Origin of the sequence: Microbacterium trichothecenolyticum (assembly GCF_041938625.1) — a bacterium.
Lineage (GTDB): Bacteria > Actinomycetota > Actinomycetes > Actinomycetales > Microbacteriaceae > Microbacterium > Microbacterium trichothecenolyticum_D.
This window is the reverse complement of the sequence record NZ_CP169427.1, coordinates 1493947-1510535: the sequence shown is the minus strand read 5'-3', so window position 1 is coordinate 1510535 and position 16589 is coordinate 1493947. Positions and strand designations below refer to the sequence as shown.

The window sequence follows — 16589 nt, the reverse complement described above, 5'->3', positions numbered from 1 at the left end:
GAAGGAGAATCCCATGTCCGTTCGACAGAGTCTGCTCGCGATCCTCGATCAGGGCCCGTGCTACGGCTACCAGCTGCGCGCCGAGTTCGACCGGCGCACAGGATCGACCTGGCCGCTGAACGTGGGCCAGATCTACAACACCCTCGACCGCCTCGAGCGCGACGGACTGGTCGAGAAGGGCGACGTCGACGAGCACGGTCACGTCTACTGGGAGATCACGGATGCCGGATCCGCCGAGGTGCGGGACTGGCTGGCTTCCCCGGTGCAGCGTGCGCAAGGCACCCGCGACGAGCTCGCGATCAAGCTCGCGGTGGCCGCGACCCTGCCCGGCGTGGACGTGGCGGACATCATCCAGACCCAGCGCCGCGCCTCGCTCGTGCAGCTGCAGGAGCTGAACCGCGCAAAGTACGCCGGGGCGGGCCCCGACGGCCCGGAGGAGCTGGCGTGGTCGCTCGTGGTCGACTCGATGATCTTCTCCGCCGAGGCGGAGGTCCGCTGGCTCGACCACTCCGAGCAGCGCCTGGCGCTGCACCCGCACCACGCGATGGCGCTCGAGCTCTCGACCGACAAGCCCAAGCGCGGCCGCCCTGCTCGGGCCGGGGCATCCGCCACCGGTGAGAAGCCGCGATGACCGACACCGTGCTGCGCCTCATCGGGGTGACGCAGCAGTACGGCACCGGCGCGACGGCCGTCTCGGCGTTGTCGGGCGTCGACTTCGAGGTGAGCCAGGGCGAGCTCGTCGCGGTGATGGGGCCGTCGGGTTCGGGCAAGTCGACGCTGCTGTCGATCGCGGGCGGGCTCGCGATCCCGACGACCGGCGAGGTCATCGTGGAAGGGCAGTATCTCAGCGAGCAGACGCCCGCGCAGCTGGCACGGCTGCGGCGCCGCTCGCTCGGCTTCGTGTTCCAGGACTTCAACCTCATCCCGACACTCACGGCGCTCGAGAACGTCACGCTGCCGCTCGAGCTCGACGGCTTCCGGGCGCGGGTGGCGCGACGCGCCGGGCGCGATGCGCTCGCGTCGGTCGGCCTCGAGGGCAAGGCGGACGCGTACCCCGACGACCTGTCGGGCGGCCAGCAGCAGCGGGTCGCGATCGCCCGCGCCGTCGTCGGCGGGCGCCGGCTCATCCTCGCCGACGAGCCCACCGGCGCATTGGACTCGGTGACCGGCGAGATGGTGCTGAAGATGCTGCGCGCGCGGGTGGATGCCGGAGCCGCCGGCATCCTCGTCACCCACGAGGCGCGCCACGCCGCCTTCGCCGACCGTATCGTGTTCCTCCGCGACGGCCGCATCGTCGACGAGTCGCGCCGTTCGAGCGCGGACTCGCTCCTCACCGGATCGCGATGACGGAACTGCTCGAAGCGCCCCGTGCGGACACGACGGACGCGATGCGCCCTCGCCCCGCGCCGGGCTGGGGGCGGTGGCGGATCGCGGCGCGCCTGGCGCGGCGCCAGACCTGGCGCACGAAGGGGGCGAGCGCGCTCGTCGTGACGCTCGTCGCGCTGCCCGTGGCGGGCCTGGCCGGCACAGCGGCCTTCTGGGAATCCCACAATGCGTCGCCTCAGGAGCGCGTCGGGCTCGAACTGGGCGCGAACGAAGCCTGGCTCGAGGTGACAGGCGGGGCCGATCCGACGCGATGGCAGGCGGTCGATCAGCCCTACGAGAACGGGGTGGCCACCGACGAGTCGGGAAACCCGCTGAACCCGTTCCTCCCGCTTCCGACCGAACTGCCCGGCGTGGTCCCCGACGATGCGACGGTGCTGCCGGTGCAGCAGTACGGGTCGGCCGCCGTCGAGACCCCGGACGGCGTCGCGTGGCTCACGATGACATCGGGCGAGGTCTGGGCCCCGTCGTTCGCCGGCCTGTACGTGCCGATCGACGGCGTCGCGCCGACGCACCCCGACGAGTTCATGGCGACGCCCGGCGCGCTGGAGCGCATCGGCGCGGAGATCGGCGATGCGGTCGACTTCCCTGACGCAGGCGTGACGCTCACCGTCACCGGAACGCTGCGACCCGTGGGCGCCGAGGCGACGAGCGTCACACTGTTCCTTCCGGCGAGCATGGCCACGCCCGACGGGCCGGCGACGAAGCGCTGGTACGTGGCGGACTGGCAGCCGGGCGTCGCTGAGCTCGCCGCGCTCAATCGCGAGGGGTTCATCGCCTACGCCCGCGACCTCGTGCTGGATCCGCCGCCCGGAGCGGCGCGCACGACGTGGGGTGACGGGTCGCCGGAGCTGTGGAACATCCTGCTCGTCGGGGCGATCGCGGCCGCGATCTGCGGCTACATCACCGTCCTCCTGTCGGGCGCCGCCTTCTCTGTGACGGCCCGCCGGCAGCAGCAGGCACTCGCGGTCGCAGCCAGCGTGGGCGCGGCCCGCGGCGACGTCTTCCGCGTCGTGCTGCTGCAGGGAACGGTCCTCGGCGTCGTCGGAGGGCTCATGGGCACCGCGGTCGGGCTCGGAGGCGCGGCGATCGTGCTCGCGGCCACCGACCGCGGCGCGCTCGGCACCTTCTGGGGCAACTTCGGCTTCACCGTGCCCTGGCACCTGATCGTGCCGATCGTCGTCTTCGCCGTGCTCGTCGGCACGATCGCGGCCGTCGCGCCCGCACGCGCGGCGATGCGGGGCGACACGCTCGCGGCACTGCGCGGCGCCCGGCGCCCCGCGCGGCTCACACCACGCCGGCCGCTGTGGGGCCTCCTCGTCATCATCACCGGCATCGTCGCGCTCGTCGTGGGCGGGATGTACATGGCGGCGACGGTCATGACCGGAGGCGACACGGACACCCCGCCCTTCTACGTCGCGGTCTACGCGGTCGCGCTCGGGCCGATCATCTTCCAGATCGGGCTGCTGATCCCGTCGCATTGGGTGCTCGTGCAGCTCTCGAAGGCGGCATCGCGCGTCGGGCTCGCACCCCGCCTCGCCAGTCGCGACGCGGCCGCGCACCCGTCACGCGTGGTGCCGGCGTTCGCCGTCATCGGCGCGAGCATCTTCGCCGCGTCGTTCGTGCTCTCGCTGACCGCGATGACGGCGGCGGGCAACGCCCGCCAGCACTGGTACCAGGCGCCCGAAGGCGCACTGTCGGTGCAGCTGTGGCAGACGGGCACCGAGGCGACCGACGAACTGATGGCGGCGGCTGAAGAGATCGTCGCGTCGACGGCGCCGCGCTCCACGGCGCTGGTCGAGACGCCGGCATGGCCGGCGGTCGATGCGACGGGCACTCCCTCCGATCCCCGAGCGCATACGTTCGCCGCCGCGCGCCAGAGCTATGACTGGTGCGCGCCGGACTGCGACCTGGAAGCCCACGAGCTCGCCCAGGGCACGCTGTCGATCGTCGACGCCTCCGACGTCGAGACGCTGCTCGGCATACCGCTCGACGCCGCGGCGCGTGCGACGCTGCGCGACGGCGGCGCGATCGTCACCGATCCCGGCTACCTCGCGGCAGACGGCCGGCTGGTCGTGACGGAGTGGACGGTCGCGGATTATCTCGAGCTGATGCAGATGGGCGGTTCGACCGCGCAGCCCGCGGCGCAGCATCGGCTGTCCGCGGCCCTCGTCGATCCCGGCCATCAGCAGCCGTTCCAGATCATCATCGCGCCCGAGACGGCGGCCGCTCTCGGCGTGACGCTGCAGCCGAACGCGATCGTCGCGACCTATGAGGAGCCGCTGCCCACCGCGACGGTCGACAAGCTGACGGGGCAGACGGTCGACCTCCGCGTCTCGGCCGAAGCCGGGCTGTACGCGCACGTCGAGACCGGCCCCGCCCCGATCGATCCGTGGCTCTGGCTCATCACGGCTGTCGCCGTCGCGCTCGTCGTCGCCGCCGCGGCGGTGAGTCTCGGCCTCGCGCGGTTCGAGCGCCGGCCCGACGACGCGACGCTGACCGCGATCGGCGGCGGCCGGCTGCTGCGGCGCAACGTGAACGCGTGGCAGGCCGCGATCATCGTCGGCGTCGGAGCGGTCATCGGCACGGCGACCGGGGCGCTGTCGGTCTGGGGCTACGCGAAGGCGAACCCGCAGTCGTACCTCCTGGCGGACACGCCCTGGCTGTGGCTGGCCGTCCTCGGCTTCGCACTGCCGACCGCCGTGACGGTGGCCGCCTGGCTCGCGCCCCCGCGGCACCCCGATCTGACCCGCCGCACCGCGATCACCTGAACGGTCGCGCAGGCGCAGGGAAGGGGCATCCTGTCGTCTCACAGGCGCGCCGCGCTACGGTTGACTGTGCACACGAACGCCGACCAGATCGAAGCCGAGGCTCAGACCGAGCCCGCAGCGATGACCTTCTCCGACCTCGGGCTGAGCCAGCCCGTCCTCAAGGCCCTCAAGGACATCGGCTACGAGACCCCCTCGGCGATCCAGGCGGCGACCATTCCGACGCTGCTCGGCGGCCGCGACGTCGTGGGCATGGCGCAGACCGGAACCGGCAAGACCGCGGCGTTCGCGCTGCCGATCATCGACCGCCTCGACCTCGGGCAGAAGACCCCGCAGGCCCTCGTCCTCGCCCCCACGCGCGAGCTCGCGCTGCAGGTCTGCGAGGCGTTCGAGAAGTACGCGGCCCACCTGAAGGACGTGCACATCCTTCCCGTCTACGGCGGACAGGGCTACGGCGTGCAGCTGTCCGCCCTCCGACGCGGCGTGCACATCGTCGTCGGAACCCCCGGCCGGATCATCGACCACCTCGAGAAGGGCACGCTCGACCTCTCCGAGCTGCAGTACCTCGTGCTCGACGAGGCCGACGAGATGCTCAAGATGGGCTTCGCCGAGGACGTCGAGACGATCCTCGCCGAGACCCCCGAGACCAAGCAGGTCGCGCTGTTCTCGGCGACCATGCCCGCCACGATCCGCCGCATGTCGAAGCAGTACCTGCACGACCCGGAAGAGATCACCGTCAAGGCGAAGACGCAGACGTCCGCCAACATCTCGCAGCGCTACCTCATCAGCGCGTGGCAGCAGAAGATGGACGCCCTCACCCGCATCCTCGAGGTCGAGAACTTCGACGGCATGATCGTGTTCGGCCGCACCCGCAGCGTCACCGAGGAGATCGCCGAGAAGCTGCGCGCCCGCGGCTACTCCGCCGCAGCCATCAACGGCGACATCGCCCAGCCGCAGCGCGAGAAGACGGTCAACCAGCTGAAGTCGGGCAAGCTCGACATCCTGGTCGCGACCGACGTCGCTGCGCGCGGACTCGACGTCGAACGCGTCTCGCACGTCGTCAACTACGACATCCCGACGGACGCGGAGTCGTACGTGCACCGCATCGGCCGCACCGGCCGCGCCGGTCGCTCGGGCGACGCCATCAGCTTCGTCACGCCCCGCGAGCGCGGGCTCGTGAAGATGATCGAGCGCGCCACCCGCCAGGAGTTGACCGAGATGTCGCTGCCGAGCGTCGACGAGGTCAATGTGACGCGTCTGTCGCGCTTCGACGACCGCATCACCGCGGCCCTGGACGAGAGCGCCCGCATCGAGGCGTTCCGCGACATCATCGCCCACTACGTGCGCAACCACGACGTGCCCGAGGTCGACGTCGCCGCGGCTCTCGCGGTGGTCGCCCAGGGCGAGACGCCCCTCCTCCTGGAGCCCGACCCCGAGCCCGCCCCGCGCCGCGAGCGCGCGGACCGCCCGGACCACGGCGACCGTCCCGCGTTCGGCGACCGCGGCGACCGCGGCGACCGGCCCGAGCGCCGCACGCCCCGCGAGGGCTTCGCGACCTACCGCATCAACGTCGGCAAGCGTCAGCGCGTCGAGCCGCGCCAGATCGTGGGCGCGCTCGCGAACGAGGGCGGACTTCGCCGCGACGACTTCGGCGCGATCAAGATCATGCCCGACTTCTCGCTCGTCGAGCTTCCGGCGAACCTCCCCGCGGACGCGCTGGACCGCCTCGCCGACACCCGCATCTCGGGCCAGCTCATCGAGCTGCGTCCCGACGCCGGGCGACCGCAGCGCCGGAAGGATGCCACGGTTGGTTCGTACCGCGACAACCGCGGCTCGGGCGACCGCTCGCAGAGCCGCGGCTCGTACCGTGACTCGGGTTCGCGCGACTCGTACGGCGACGACCGTCCGGCTCGCAAGCCGCGCCACAAGCGCAGCGACGGCTGACCCGGCGTCTGCGCCGGGGCGCAGCATCCGTCCCCCTCTCGTATGTCACGCGGGCGCGCCGGTGGTGCCCTACTGAGTCGGGAACGCCCGCACCGCCTCGTCGAGGTCGTTGTAGATGCGGTCGGCGGGGATCCGCTTGCTCATGCCGTAGGCCGTGAACTCCTCGATGACGGCGGTCTCGGGCCGTGCCAGCACGAGCGCGACGCCTCGCGCGTCGAGCCAGTCGACGAGACTCGAGAACGCCTCGCCGGCGGAGTAGTCGATATCGGAGATGCCGGCGCAATCGAGCACCAGCCACCTCACCGGGTCGGGCGCGTTCTGCACCACCTGCTGCACGTCGTCGACGAAGCGCGACGCGTTGGCGTAGAACAGGTCGGCGTCGTAGCGGAACACCACGAGTCCCGGTGCGGTCTGCGCGCCGGCGGCCGCAGTCGTGTACTCGTACCCCTCTTTGCCGCGCACGCCGAGCACGAAGTCGCGCGGGCGGTACTGCCGCTGCACGACGTCGAGCAGCGACAGCGCGAGCGCCAGGATCACGCCCGCGCCGACCCCGACGATGAAGACCGTCAGCGCGGTTGCGAGCGCGATGAAGAACTCGCGGCGGCGCACGCGCGACACGCGCACCAGACCGCGGATGTCGATGAGCTCGAGGCCGATCACGAACACCACGCCGCCCAGCACCGCCTTCGGCAGGTCGGTCAGCAGATTCGTGAGGAACAGCAGCACGATGAGCACCACGACGACGACGGTGAGGTTCGCGACCTGCGTGCGCCCCTTCTGCCCGTCGAGGATCTGCGTCTTGGTGGGCGACCCGTTCACGACGAACGTGCCGCTGAAGCCGGCGGCGAGATTGGATGCTGCGAGCCCGACGATGTCGCGGTTCACATCCGCGCGGTCCCCATGCTTGGCCGCGAAGCTGCGTGAGGTCGCCGCGCTCTGCGCGATGATGATGATGAAGCACGCGAAGGCAGTGGACAGCACCGCAGGGACGTCGTTCCACGTGACGCCGGCCGGGAAGCCGATCGGCGGGAACCCGCCCTGGATCGCGCCGATCACCTCGACGCCGTAGCTCGAGGCGTTCGTCGCCGTGGCGAGGATCAGGAGACCGACGACCGCGATGATCGCCCCGGGCACCTTCGGCAGGAACGCCTTGAACACGAAGATGATGCCGATCGTCGCGGCGCCGTAGGCGAGGGTCGGCCACGACACCTGGCCGAGCTCCGAGATCCACGCCCACTGCTGCTGGAACCAGTTGCCCGATCCCTTCGGCACGCCGAGGATGTCGGGGATCTGGCTCGTCGCGACCTGGATGCCGACACCCGTGAGGAATCCGATGAGCACCGAGGCCGACAGGAAGTCGCCGATGAAGCCCAGGCGCAGCACCCGGGCCAGGATCAGCAGGAGGCCGCAGACGAGCGCGGTCAAGCCGCACAGCGCCACCCATTGCGGCGATCCGGGATCGAGCCCGGCGATGCCGGCGGTCAGCAGGCCTCCCGCCATGATCGCCGCCGTCGCCGAGTCGCCGCCGACGACGAGGAGCTTCGACGCACCGAGCAGCGCGAACGCGAGCAGCGGGAGCAGGATCGTGTAGAGGCCTGTGACGATCGGCGTCTGGGCGATGGAGGTGTATCCCATCACCTCGGGAATCGCGACGGCGGCGAGCGTCACGCCCGCGATGACGTCTCTCGGAAGCCACGACATCTTGTAGCCGCGCAGCGAGACCGGAACGAGGAATTTGGGCAGGGCCATGTCGACTTCCTTGGGCGAGGATCGCGCCGACGCCTCCGCGTCGACGGGGAGGTGCCGCGAGGGCCCCCAGGCACCCGGCCACGCGACGTGTGCGCCCATTCTGGGGCACCGGGGCGCAGCCACGCCAGAGCCACGCTCTGCGCGAACAATCCACCGTCGGGCCCGCCCGCCTCAGCCCCCTCCCAGCGGCCCCCGTAGGATCGATTCATGGCCGGATTCTGGGGCAGACGCAAGCGCGAGCAGGAAGAACTGAACACGCAGGACGCCGACCTGGCGCGCCGCGCGCAGCAGGCGCTGGTCGCGGCCGATGAGCGCATCCGCCTCACGACCGACGAACTGGCCTTCGCCGACGCCGAGCTCGGCGCCGGCCCCACCGCGGAGCTGCGCGAGGCGCTCGCGTCGGTGCGCACGCACCTGCAGGAGGCGTTCCACCTCCACCAGCTCAACCACGACGAGATCCCCGACACCCCCGAAGAGCTGCGCACCCGCAACGCGCGCATCGTGCAGCTGTGCGAATGGGCCGAGGACCTCCTCGACGACCGCACCGAGGCGCTCGCGGCGCCGATCGAGCGCGCACGTCGCGCTCCCGAGATCATCGCGAAGGTGCGAGCGGATGCTGCGCGCCTGCGCCTGCGGCTCCCCGACGCCCGCTCCACCGTCGACAGGCTGGCGATCCGCTACTCGTCGCACGCCCTCTCGCAGATCGACGCGAACCCGGCCGAGGCGGAGCAGCTGCTCGGGTTCGCCGAGCACAGCGCCGGCGTCGCCGAGCGCCGTCGCGAGGCGGGACAGCGCGAGCAGGCGAACATGGCGCTCGAGGCATCCACCGAATCTGTGCGGCGCGCCGAGACGCTGCTCGACGCCGTCGAGACCTTCGAGGTCGAGGCCCTGCGCGCCGAGTCCACGCTCGCCGCGATCGTCGAGGACTCCCGCGGCGACCTCGTCGTCGCGCTCAAGGAACCCCACTCCCCCGCCGTGCAGACCGCGATCGAGGAGCTGCAGGCGGCGCTGGCCGCGCTGCCGGCCGCCGGCGTGAACACCGACCCGTTCGAACAGCTCTCGCGGCTGCGCGAGGCGAACGCGGGATTGGATGCCGCGATCGCGACCGCTCGCGAGCGCGCCGCGCGCCCGATCCCGCCGCTCGAGCATGTGCGCCACGCCATCGACGACGCCGACCGCCAGCTCGCCGTCTCGCGCGACGTGATCGCCGGGCACCGCGGCTGGATCGGCGCCGACGCCCGCACGCGATTCGCCGAGGCCGAACGCGTGCGGCTCGACCTCGACCGCTACCTCGGCTCGTCAGCGGCCGCCGTCACCGCGATCGACGAGGACCACCGCGAGCAGGCGTTCGCGATGGCCCGCCGCGCCGCGTTCCTCGCGAGCGAGGCGCTGCAGCTCGCCCAGCGCGACATCGACGCCGCCCGCCCACAGCCCGACCAGTGGGGCGGCCCGGGCTACGGCCAGCAGGGATGGGGCGGCGGCCGCCGAAGCGGTGGCAGCGACCTCATGGGCGGCATCCTCGGTGGCCTCGTGATCGGCAGCATCCTGGACGGCTTCATCGACTGACCGCGGCACCCGGCTCGGGTTCTGGCCCAGGCCTGTGCGCCGAACCGAGTGTTCAGAGGGTGAGGACCTCGAGTGCGTCCGCCACAACCCGGCCGTCGTGGATCACGGTGCGGTCGAGGCCACGGTCCATCACCGCGCTCGTGGGCGTCTCGCCGTCGACGAGGACGAGATCGGCCCGATCGCCGATCGCGACACCCGGCCGGTCACCGACGCCTGCGACCCGCGGCGATGCGTGGTTCATGATCGAGGCCCCGCCCATCGTGGCGACGGCGAGTGCGAGCTCGATGTGGTCGTCGCGGCGGAAACCGTTGACGAAGGCGAGCTGCCAGGTGCGGTCGAGCATGTCGCAGTTGCCGTACGGACTCCAGTAATCGCGCTGGCCGTCTTCACCGAGGCCCACCCGCACTCCGGCCTCGGCGAGGTCGACGAGCCGCAGATGCCCGGTGGTGGACGGCGCCACCGTCGCCATCGCGATATCGAGCTCGGCGAACTCGTCGATGAGGCGGCGGCTCACCGCCTCCGACACCGAGCCGAGGTCGTAGGCGTGCGACATCGTGACCTTGCCCTGCATGCCGAGCGCCCGCGTGCGCTCGATCACGAGCTCCGTGCTGAACACGCCCAGGGCGCCGGGCTCGTGCAGGTGGATGTCGATCTCGACCTGGTATTTCTCGGCGAGCGCGAACACGATGTCGAGGTGCGTGACCGGGTCGCGGTCGAGCTGGCTCGGGTCGATGCCGCCCATCACATCGGCGCCCTGCTTCAGCGACTCCTCGAGGTACTCGACGGTGCCCGCCTCGCGCAGGATGCCGGCCTGCGGGAACGTCATGATCTGGACGTCGGCGTGCTCGTGGAACCTCTCCTTCGCAGCGAGCACGGAGTCGAACTTCTCGAGCTTGCAGTCGACGTCGACCTGCGCGTACGTGCGCACCCGCGTCGTGCCCTTCGCGATCATCTGCTCGAGGGTGCCGGCGACGATCTCGGCGTGCGGCACGTCGGTATCGCGCCAGTTGTTCCGGTCGTTGAGCATCATGCCCCACACGCCCGGGGCTCCTGTGTGCGGGCGGAACGGCAGACCGATGCGCGAGGAGTCGAGGTGCACGTGCACGTCGCTGAACGACGGCAGCAGGAGCCTGCCCCGGCCATCGACGTCGTCCGCGCCGGCGGGTGCAGAGGAGTCGTGGGGCTGGATCTGCGTGATGCGGTCGCCCTCCAGGACGATGTCGGCGGCGTCGACGCCCCACGGGCGGGCGTTGCGGATGATCACGTCAGGTGCCTCTCGACGGATGGACGGATGCCGCGGCCACGAGCGCGCGACCCGTCGATGGTATACCGAATACCAACGGTGTTCGGTCGGGTGGCGGCATCCGTCTGATATCAGGGACATGCACGAGGGGTGCGGCCGCCGCAGCAGCCGCACCCCTCGGAGTACGTGTCAGGACGCCAGCTCCTCCGGCTGCGCCAGCGTGGTCAGTGAGATCACCCCGTAGTCCCAGCCCTTGCGGCGGTACACCACGCTCGGGTGGTCGGTGCGGGCGTCGATGAACAGGAAGAAATCGTGGCCGACCAGCTCCATGCGGTCGACGGCCTCCTCCACCGACATCCACTCGGGGTGGAACTCCTTCGTGCGGATGACGACGGGCGTGTAGCCCTCCTCCTCCTCGTTGCCCGTGACGATCGGGATCTCGCCGGTCGCGACGGCACGGAGCACATCGACGGACGCCGGCTGCAGATCGATCCCCTGGAGCGCGCCACTGCCCTTCTCGAATTTGGCGCCACGGGGGTGGTTGCGCGCGTCGACGCGCTTGTCTTTCGCGCGGCGCAGCTGTTCGCACAGCTTGTCGACCGCGAGGTCCAGTGCAGTGAACTTGTCGCCGTCGGTGGCCTCGGCCCGGATGACGGGACCCTTGCCGTTGACGGTGAGTTCGACGGTCTCATCCTCCATGCGACCGTTGTGATACGCGCGGTGTGTGACCTTGACCTCCACGCGTTGCGCACGCGGAGCGAGGTTCTCGATGCGGAGGGCCTTTTCTTCGACGACACCGCGGAAGCGATCTGTGATCCCCACTCCCACGCCGACGATGCTGGTTTCCATCCTTGACCTCCTTGTTCCGGTCCACCCGGCCAAGGGCGGACCTCAGTCGCCTTGTCACCCCCACGGTAGCCCGGCGTTCGGACTCTGTCACCTGTGAATTCCGAATGCGTCAGAATGCGTTCACCGACCCGTGGGGAGCCGTCTCGGCGTGGCGGCGACGGCGACCGCGGCCACCACATCGGCACCTGCGGCGCGCAGCGCGCGGACCGCTTCGGCAAGGCTCGCGCCGGTCGTCACGACGTCGTCGACGACCACGACGCGCAGGCCCGCAGCATCCACCGCTGCCAGACTGTGAGCGACGTTCCGCGCCCGGGCGTCGCGGTCGAGACCTCGCTGATCGGACGTGCGTCGGGCGTATCGCAGCAGACGCCGGGGACGCCGCCCCGTGCGCCGCACGAGGAGATCGGGTACACGGTAGCCGCGCCGTCGGTACGCCCCGCGAGACGTGGGCATCGGCACGGGCACGGCGTCCGCAGCGCCCGCGCGGGCGAGAGCCGCCGTCAGCGCAGGGGCAAGCGCGGCCGCCAGGCTGGTGCGGCCGTCCTCCTTGATCGCCCGGAGCACCCGCGCGGCGACCCCTTCGAAGGGGATCCCGCTCCACACCGTCACGGCGCCGCCGTGCACCTCGATCACCTGCTGCCGCGGATCGGGCGCGAGCGCGAGCACGCATCGCTCGCACAGGGCGACGTCGGGTTCGTCGCACCCCGCGCACGAGACGGGAAGAAGAAGCGCCAGTGCGTCCGCACAGGCCTCTCGCACGGCGAGCACGATCTCCGACATCACCGCCCCAGCATCCCGGGCGCGGGAGACGGCCAGGTTCTCACCGCCGGCGATCCGTGGACGACGCGATCGCGCAGGTCGGTGGGGAGGAGCCGCTACTGCGGTGCGCCCTGCTGGGTGGCGAGGACCAGGACGCCGGTCGCCGTCGGCTGCCAGCTCGTGCCGCGCTTGACGTAGAGCGTGCCGTCCTCGGCGCGCAGGCGCAGGCTCGAGATCCCCGTGCCGCCGGCGATCGAGGCCATGCCCGAGGGTGCCGTCGAGGCGGCGGTCGGCGCACCGACCACCTGCTCGATGACCGTCGAGTCGGTGTCGGCACCGCTGGTCAGCACGCCGACCGAGACCTCGTCGATCCACGTGACGCCGATCCGCGTCACGCCGACGACGGCACCGCCCGCCACCGCGAGCTGAATCGGCTCACCGATGCGAGCCGGCACGCCGTCCTCGGGGACGACACCGGCCACCGACACGACCGTGCGGCCGCCCGCACTCACCACCGCGGCCAGCCGCGTGCCGTCGCGGGACAACGCCATGCCGGCGATGGCCGTCGCGTCGCCCCACGCGTCGGCGACATCGATCACATCCCCGTTGGGAAGGTAGGCGCGCAGGGCGGACGGGTCGTCCTGGGGGACGCTCCACACCACCCCGGACGGATCGATCACGGGATCCACCAGGCCCGGACGGGTGTCCAGCACCTCGGGTTCGGTCCCTGCCGAGTTCAGCCGAACGACGGCCCCCGACGACAGGCGCGCAGCGGCGAGGTCGCGCTCGGCCCCCACTTGCACGCTGACGGGCGATACCGTCTCGACCGCGTCCGAGAGACCGGGGATCTTGTCGATCTCGTCCCCGGTGAGGAAGCCGAAGCCGGCCTCCGTCAGCACCAGGGGGGTGGCCGGCACACGTGTCGAGCGCACGGTGACGGGCTGCGCGTCGATCGGGGCGGAGTCGACAGTCATGACGACCTCGGTCACTCCCGCGGCGCGCAGGCTCTCCTCGAGCTGCGTGAGCATCCGGTTGCGGGCGTCGCTGCTGGCAGCCAGCATCGCATCGCCCTTGAGGGCCACGTCGGAGACGCCCTCTTCCGCCGTGGGCACCACCGTCACCGCCGTCACGCCGTCCGGGAAGGCGGACTGCACCGACTCCGCCAGCCACTCGCTCATCGGCTCGTTGACGAGGGCGTTGGCGATGCTCCGCGCCGCCTTCGCGACCGGGAACCAGCGGACGTCGGGGACGAGGTACTGCCACGAAGGGTCGAAGTACGTCACCGGGTAGCGGTGGAACACCTGCGGGAACTGCGCCTCGTCGAGCCAGATGCCGTCGGGCGCCTCGGTGATGCGCCACTCGCCGTCTTCCTGCTGCTCCAGACGGAACGTCCAGTTCCCCGGTGAGAGATCGGCGCGCTGGTAGGCGCCCTTGTCGTCGACCGACCCGACGACCTCCGACGCGAAGTCGACGACGCCCTCACCGGTCTCGACGTAGTCCCGCTCGGCGCGCTCATCGACGATCACTTGAGCATCGGGATTCCACGTGCCCTGCAGGGACGGCGCCAGGAACTCCTGCGCGACAGCCCAATTGCCCAGCACGCCAGGGCCGGAGCCGGCGTCGATGAATCCCTCGACGATCTGCTGCGGCGTGGCGCCCGGCTGCGGACTGTTCGGGATGAACACCACGTTCTGCGACCCGCTGCCGGTGTTGCCGTTCTCGAGCCCGTATTCGGGCGGTCCGCTCGTGGGGAAGCCCGCGCAGCCGGTCACGACGACGGCGCACAGAGCGAGGATGAGGGCCAGGATGCCGCGTACCCGGGTCATGCGGATCCTCCTCGGTGCGCAGCATCCGTCCCGCTCCCGCCATTCCCGCCGTCTGCGTGGGGCAGGTCGATCGGAGCGGTGAGACCGAGGTCGTCGAGGGCGGCGACGGCGTCGTCGCCCGGGTCGACCGCGATCGGCGATTCGCCGTCGAGCGGTGCGGCCTGCCGCGGAAGGGTCAGGACGAAGTTCGTGCCGCGGCCGACCTCCGACCACACCGCGAGTTCGCCGCCGTGGAGCTTCGCGTCGCCCATGGCGATGGACAGACCGAGGCCGGTGCCGCCGATCGTGCGCTTGCGAGAGGGGTCGGCGCGCCAGAAGCGGTCGAAGACGTGCTCCGCGTCCTCGGGCTTCATCCCCATGCCGAAGTCGCGTACGCCGATCGCCACCGCCTGCTGATTGCTGTCGACAGTGACCACGATCGGCCGGCCCTCGCCGTGCTCGATCGCGTTCCCGAGCAGATTCCGCACCACGCGGCGCACGCGCCGCGGGTCCATGTCGACCGGGGAATATCCCCCGGGCGCGACCAGGCGCACATCCGTGCCGTGCTGCTCGGCGAGCTGCTGCATCGAACCGATGACGTCCTCCGCGAGATGGGCGAGACTCGTCGGCTCGAGCTCGAGCTGCACCGAGCCCGCGTCGTAGCGGCTGATCTCGAGCAGGTCGGTGAGCAGGGTCTCGAAGCGCTGCACCTGTGCGTTGAGCAGCTCGGCCGCGCGAGCGGTAGCCGGATCGAAGTCGTCGCGCTGGTCGTTGATCATGTCGGCGGCCAGGCGGATGGTCGTCATCGGCGTGCGCAGCTCGTGCGACACGTCCGACACGAAGCGCTGCTGCACGAGCGAGAGATCGGCGAGCTCCTTGATCTGCGACTCCATGCTGTCGGCCATCGCGTTGAACGAGCGGCCGAGCGTCGCCAGTTCGTCCTCTCCCCGCACCTCGAGGCGCACGTCGAGGCGCCCCGACGCGAGCTTGGCGCTCGTGTCGGCGGCCTCGCTGATCGGGGTCGTCACGGATCGCAGGACGAACCAGGCGATGCCGCTGATCAGGAGGACCAGACCGATGCCGACCACCCACAGCGTCCGCTGCACGAACGTCAGCGTCTCAGGGGCGTTCGCGAGGTCATAGGCGAGGTACAGCTCGTACGATGCGACGCCCTCGATGGTGAGCTGCTGGCCGACCAGGATTCCCGGCGCCGTCGCGTCGTCACCATCGGGGAGCGCGACGGGCTGCCAGATCTGCTGGTCGGGGTTGGTGCCGACGAGCGCCCGCATCGGAGTGGTGAGCAGCTCGTTCATCACCTCCTCGTTCGTGCTGAAGTCCTGGGGCGCGTTGGGCACGAGGGGCCCGATCCGGTAGGCGCCGACGATCACGGCCGACGACTGGTCGCGGACGGCCGTGAACGCCAGGGTCATGACGTTCTGCAGCTGGATGGAGTCGTTCTGCACGGAGGCGTCGAGGGTCCGCTGCGCCGCGGCGCGCGCCTGCTCGGCGTCCATCAGCACCTGGTCCTTGCGGGAGGCGAACAGATCGTTCTGGATCGCGAGAGCCATCCACACGCACGCGACCACGACGGCGAGCGCGGTCAGGCCGATCGTCACGAGGATCGTGCGGAACCGCAGCGAGCGCCGCCAGAGCCCCGCGATGTCACCCGGCCACGCCCGCCACAGGCGCCACCAGCGGATGCGGGCGCGCGCCGGCGTCACGGCCGTGATCGGCGCGGTCATGGCTGCCTAGACGACGGCGCCGGCGCGGTATCCGACCCCGCGCACCGTCGTCACGATCTTGGGGTTGTCGGGGTCCTTCTCGACCTTCGCCCGCAGCCGCTGCACGTGCACGTTGACCAGGCGCGTGTCGGCCTTGTAGTGGTATCCCCACACCTGCTCGAGCAGCATCTCGCGCGAGAACACCTGCTGGGGCTTGGATGCCAGGGCGACGAGCAGCTCGAACTCGAGAGGCGTCAGGGCGATGGGTCCGTCGCCACGACGCACCTCGTGCGCGGCGACGTCGACGGTGAGGTCGCCGATGCGGAGCGAGTCGTTCGCCGGCTGGCTCGCCGGGCGCAGTCGCGTGCGGATGCGGGCGACCAGCTCCTTCGGGTTGAAGGGCTTGACGATGTAGTCGTCGGCGCCCGACTCGAGGCCCTTCACGACATCGGCCGTGTCGGTGCGCGCGGTGAGCATGATGATCGGGATGCCGGACTCGGCGCGGATGCGGGTGCAGATCTCGATGCCGTCCATGCCCGGAAGCATCAGGTCGAGGAGGATGAGGTCGGGGCGCTCGGTGCGCCACGCGTCGACGGCCTCGGCGCCGTCCGCGCAGAAGACCGTCTCGAATCCCTCCGTGCGCAGCACGATCCCGATCATCTCGGCAAGGGCGGTGTCATCGTCGACCACCAGGATGCGTGAAGTCATCGCGCGCGTTCGTTCCTTCTGTCCAGGCGCAGAGGACGACGTGCGCGTCCCCGTGCGCTTCCCACAGAGTAGTCGACCAGGGCTGTGGACCGGC

Annotated in this window: 12 protein-coding genes; 5 read left to right on the top strand and 7 right to left on the bottom strand. The window is 71.0% G+C overall.

What is annotated here, in order from left to right:
- Nucleotides 1-13 precede the first annotated feature (13 nt).
- From ACEYYH_RS06750 to ACEYYH_RS06735, 4 genes are all read left to right on the top strand, one after another.
- Complete coding sequence (locus ACEYYH_RS06750; protein ID WP_374977475.1) at nucleotides 14-631, top strand: PadR family transcriptional regulator; 618 nt, start codon at nucleotides 14-16, stop codon at nucleotides 629-631.
- The gene (locus ACEYYH_RS06745) at nucleotides 628-1347 is read left to right on the top strand and encodes an ABC transporter ATP-binding protein (RefSeq protein WP_116194012.1); all 720 of its coding nucleotides are present in this window, start codon (nucleotides 628-630) and stop codon (nucleotides 1345-1347) included. The genes ACEYYH_RS06750 and ACEYYH_RS06745 overlap by 4 nt, the downstream gene beginning before the upstream one ends.
- The gene (locus ACEYYH_RS06740) at nucleotides 1344-4154 is read left to right on the top strand and encodes an ABC transporter permease (RefSeq protein ID WP_374977474.1); all 2811 of its coding nucleotides are present in this window, start codon (nucleotides 1344-1346) and stop codon (nucleotides 4152-4154) included. Before ACEYYH_RS06745 ends, ACEYYH_RS06740 begins: the two co-directional genes overlap by 4 nt.
- 120 nt (nucleotides 4155-4274) lie before the next feature.
- Nucleotides 4275-6095 (top strand): DEAD/DEAH box helicase, encoded by a 1821-nt coding sequence (locus tag ACEYYH_RS06735; protein ID WP_374978174.1) that lies wholly within the window; start codon nucleotides 4275-4277, stop codon nucleotides 6093-6095.
- Between the two features lie 69 nt (nucleotides 6096-6164).
- Here ACEYYH_RS06735 and ACEYYH_RS06730 read toward each other — a convergent pair whose 3' ends face one another.
- Nucleotides 6165-7844 (bottom strand): SulP family inorganic anion transporter, encoded by a 1680-nt coding sequence (locus ACEYYH_RS06730; RefSeq protein ID WP_374977473.1) that lies wholly within the window; start codon nucleotides 7842-7844, stop codon nucleotides 6165-6167.
- Nucleotides 7845-8051: 207 nt separating this feature from the next.
- Between ACEYYH_RS06730 and ACEYYH_RS06725 the strand changes: the two genes are divergently transcribed.
- Nucleotides 8052-9410, top strand: a complete 1359-nt coding sequence (locus ACEYYH_RS06725) for a hypothetical protein (RefSeq protein WP_116194015.1) — start codon at nucleotides 8052-8054, stop codon at nucleotides 9408-9410.
- A 52-nt stretch (nucleotides 9411-9462) separates the two neighbouring features.
- Here ACEYYH_RS06725 and ACEYYH_RS06720 read toward each other — a convergent pair whose 3' ends face one another.
- The 6 genes from ACEYYH_RS06720 to mtrA all read right to left on the bottom strand — a co-directional run bounded on the left by ACEYYH_RS06720 (nucleotide 9463) and on the right by mtrA (nucleotide 16495).
- The gene (locus tag ACEYYH_RS06720; protein ID WP_374977472.1) at nucleotides 9463-10674 is read right to left on the bottom strand and encodes an amidohydrolase family protein; all 1212 of its coding nucleotides are present in this window, start codon (nucleotides 10672-10674) and stop codon (nucleotides 9463-9465) included.
- Nucleotides 10675-10842: 168 nt separating this feature from the next.
- Nucleotides 10843-11502, bottom strand: a complete 660-nt coding sequence (gene hpf, locus ACEYYH_RS06715; RefSeq protein ID WP_116194017.1) for a ribosome hibernation-promoting factor, HPF/YfiA family — start codon at nucleotides 11500-11502, stop codon at nucleotides 10843-10845.
- 120 nt (nucleotides 11503-11622) lie between these two features.
- The gene (locus ACEYYH_RS06710; protein WP_374978173.1) at nucleotides 11623-12282 is read right to left on the bottom strand and encodes a phosphoribosyltransferase family protein; all 660 of its coding nucleotides are present in this window, start codon (nucleotides 12280-12282) and stop codon (nucleotides 11623-11625) included.
- Nucleotides 12283-12377: 95 nt separating this feature from the next.
- On the bottom strand, nucleotides 12378-14087 hold the full coding sequence (locus ACEYYH_RS06705; protein WP_374977471.1) for a hypothetical protein: 1710 nt from the start codon (nucleotides 14085-14087) through the stop codon (nucleotides 12378-12380).
- Nucleotides 14084-15808: an MtrAB system histidine kinase MtrB gene (mtrB, locus tag ACEYYH_RS06700; RefSeq protein WP_374977470.1), complete on the bottom strand. Its 1725-nt coding sequence runs from the start codon at nucleotides 15806-15808 to the stop codon at nucleotides 14084-14086. The genes ACEYYH_RS06705 and mtrB overlap by 4 nt, the downstream gene beginning before the upstream one ends.
- 6 nt (nucleotides 15809-15814) lie before the next feature.
- On the bottom strand, nucleotides 15815-16495 hold the full coding sequence (gene mtrA, locus ACEYYH_RS06695) for an MtrAB system response regulator MtrA (protein WP_045297395.1): 681 nt from the start codon (nucleotides 16493-16495) through the stop codon (nucleotides 15815-15817).
- Nucleotides 16496-16589: the final 94 nt, after the last annotated feature.